General features: G+C 32.7%; 4 protein-coding genes. 3 read left to right on the top strand and 1 reads right to left on the bottom strand.

Going from position 1 to position 3018, the window contains the following annotated elements:
* Positions 1 to 387: 387 nt before the first annotated feature.
* The 3 genes from BVH04_RS23155 (at position 388) to BVH04_RS23145 (ending at position 2364) form a co-directional block, all read left to right on the top strand.
* Complete coding sequence (locus BVH04_RS23155) at positions 388 to 648, top strand: hypothetical protein (RefSeq protein ID WP_086543842.1); 261 nt, start codon at positions 388 to 390, stop codon at positions 646 to 648.
* Between the two features lie 65 nt (positions 649 to 713).
* A complete protein-coding gene (locus BVH04_RS23150) occupies positions 714 to 1853 on the top strand; it encodes a 6-bladed beta-propeller (RefSeq protein ID WP_086543841.1) in 1140 nt (379 codons plus the stop codon).
* The gene (locus tag BVH04_RS23145; RefSeq protein WP_086543840.1) at positions 1843 to 2364 is read left to right on the top strand and encodes a hypothetical protein; all 522 of its coding nucleotides are present in this window, start codon (positions 1843 to 1845) and stop codon (positions 2362 to 2364) included. The genes BVH04_RS23150 and BVH04_RS23145 overlap by 11 nt, the downstream gene beginning before the upstream one ends.
* Positions 2365 to 2611: 247 nt before the next feature.
* Here BVH04_RS23145 and BVH04_RS25600 read toward each other — a convergent pair whose 3' ends face one another.
* Complete coding sequence (locus BVH04_RS25600; protein WP_169714496.1) at positions 2612 to 2755, bottom strand: hypothetical protein; 144 nt, start codon at positions 2753 to 2755, stop codon at positions 2612 to 2614.
* Between the last annotated feature and the right edge of the window lie 263 nt (positions 2756 to 3018).

Genomic DNA, 3018 nt, shown 5'->3' with positions numbered 1-3018 from the left:
ACTCCAACAACCCTATGATGTCGCCCATTTTACACTCTTGAATACTGGTGCTTATCGCCAGCGATCTGTTTAGCTTCATGTTGTCTCAGTTTAATGATGCAGCTAAGATAATAAAAACTTTAAATTAGCACCATTACGATGGAGGGGGGGGATGTCCGTGTAGACGAATTCGTGGTAGGGGGCAAAGAAACAGAAAACGCAGGGCAGAAGCTACCTGGGCAAGAAAAAGGAGGTCGTCAGTGCGTTTAAGCTTACGGGGAGGAAAAACTTAAGAAATAATGTCACATTTGATAAAGTTGACACAAAAATAACATAAGAATTTGGAAATTTAAAAAATTAAAAATATATTAATATCAACTTAAATTTTAAAAATTCAATAATTTCATCATGAATAAAAAAATCAAAACACTTTTGTTTAGTCTGGCTTTTGCCTTTATGGCAGTATTTGTAACTGATTTAGTATCTGATACAAATGAAAGAGGGTTAATTATGGACTCAATTATCCCACAAGCGGCGGCATTTGAAGAAGAACCGCCCCTATGTGATCCAGATTACAATGCATGTGGGCCTTTAATGTCTAATTCTTCTGGATCTCGGTATTGTTGTGCAGGTACTAATAGTGATTGTTGCTATGCAGCATATTGTTGATTCAAAAATTATTCGGAGCACAGGTCATTTTGCCTGTGCTTATTTCTTTTAATAACAGACTATTCATGAAAAATATTTTTTTTCTTTTACTCACTTTATTGCTCATACGTTGTAGTTCAAAAGATAACAATGAAAAACACATTGTTATATCGCAACCTCATACCAGTGTGGCCGATGTGGTAAATTTTAGCGATTATTTTGAAATAATTGAAGTGATTAATTTGGAATCTTCTGACAGTTCCATTATTGATTATACACATAAAATTGTATTTGATGATTTCTATTTTATTTTGGGCGGAGGTGCAGTTTATAAATTTGATAAAACAGGAAAGTATATTTTAAAAGTAAAAAGAGGTGAAGATGGACCAAATGCAATTAAAAATCTAACGGATTTAATCCTGCTTAAAAATGAGAATCGTCTTTGGATTTATGATTCACATCATAGAAGAATATCACAGTTTGATTACAATCTCATTTTTGAAATAAATTATGATCTAGACTATCCTCTATTTGGTTTGGAAAAACTTGAAACTGGCTTAATCGGCAGCCCAGGATATATGATGGTAGTTAAAGAACCTTACTCTTTGTTTAGATTTTCTGGGAAAAACTTAGCTACAGGATATTCTTTAGAGGAAACAACCATGGGATTTGATATAGAAAAATCAGATTACCTACATATTTTCAGACATGACTATTTTTCTGAATTAGAGACGGGTGATTTAGATTTCGTTAATTCTTTTAATGATACAATCTATAACATAAATCAAAATGGAGAATCAAGCATTAAATACGTCATCGATTTCAAAGATAAGCGAGTATTAGAAGGGGAATTGGTAAATAAAGGATATACATCTATAGTAGATGTTTTCAATTACATAAATTCAACTGATAAGTCTTTTAATATAGGCAATATATTCGAATCAAATAATTCATTAATATATAGGTTTTTCAATTCTGGCAAACCATATTTTTCAATATATGATAAGAAAAACAATAAATTAACCTCAGGCCAAATAATAAAATTCAATTATAAAGGCCAGGAAATTGCATTTCCAATAGATGAAGAAATGAGAATAGGTTCATTTGGAAATGGTAAAGGTTACCTATCTATTACCTCAGAGTCTAGTGTCATAGGAGAAAATCAGAAAGTTTTTAACACCCAAGACGGTGATAATCCAATTATAATTATATTCAATGAAAAATAGATATTTAGTATTTTTTATACTTTTACTTGGTTGCAACAAAGGTGAGGAGAAGGTAATTAGCGATGTTAAGCAAGTAAAAACGCTTGGCGAAATGGTTAATGAAGGGCTGAATAGTAATATTTTCTATTCATCCTTTAGTAATAAATTTCCAGTTGAAACTAATGCCATACTTTTTGTAATACCAAATTCCTCTTGTTTTAATTGCTTTGAGGATTTAGTACAAGATTTGTCTATATTTTATAAAAAAAATAGTTTTAAAAATATTATAGTTTTAAAAAACGATAATATTAAAGAAAGGGAAGTACGCTTTTCATTGCAGGATGTTACTCGAATGGAAAATATTGAAATCCTTGATATTGCTAATAATCAATTAATTGTACCTCATGATTTTTTTCCTGAGCTTGGATTTATAAGAAATGGCAACTTGTCATGTATAGAGGTTTTCGAACAAGGGAATGAAAAGAAAATTAAAGATTATTTTGAATTTTTAAATTTAATGGTTGTGAATTGATCCAATTTATAAAATAGTCATTTATCGGTATCCACCCGAGCAATCACATGTTTCGTGCACTAATTTGAACCAATAAGTTTGCATCAAAAACAAACCAATGAGACGAGCAATCCAAGAAAAGTGGAAGCAGTTGTTGCTTCCTACCAAACTACCGGATTCACCCAGAGTGGATCCTGCATTCAACAGAACTCAAGGTCCCCACCTCTTCTTTAACATTTTAAGCCATGAAAATATACCATTATTTAAGCTAGAGAATCCAATAGACTAGTCCAGCAGCAAGTATCCGTGTAACAGAGTAAGGATGTATCTTACTGATATCCAGCATACGGGCGATTGTTTTGACTCCCTTTCCCTGTCTGTTAAGTATGATCATTTGCTTTATCTGACTCATAGATTTAGGTTTTCCAGCAATTGGATTATAGTTAGCGATTATCGAAAATGTCCGCTAAAAAACCAAAACCATCGATCAGAGGGGTCAACATGCTCCAGAACATCAACCGTGGGGATCAACATGCTCCGGAATATTGCCGAAAATCTATATTAAAGGGGTCAACATGCGCCGGAATGTCAGTCGAATCCAAGCTGCCAAGGCGCTTTAAATACTTAAAAACGCTCCGGTTTGGAGTAATGGTGCTAACTTGATGTAATTATTTG

The sequence above is a fragment of the Algoriphagus antarcticus genome (assembly GCF_002150685.1).
Lineage (GTDB): Bacteria > Bacteroidota > Bacteroidia > Cytophagales > Cyclobacteriaceae > Algoriphagus > Algoriphagus antarcticus.
Note: the sequence above shows the minus strand (reverse complement) of the source record. Positions and strands in the feature narration are given on the sequence as shown.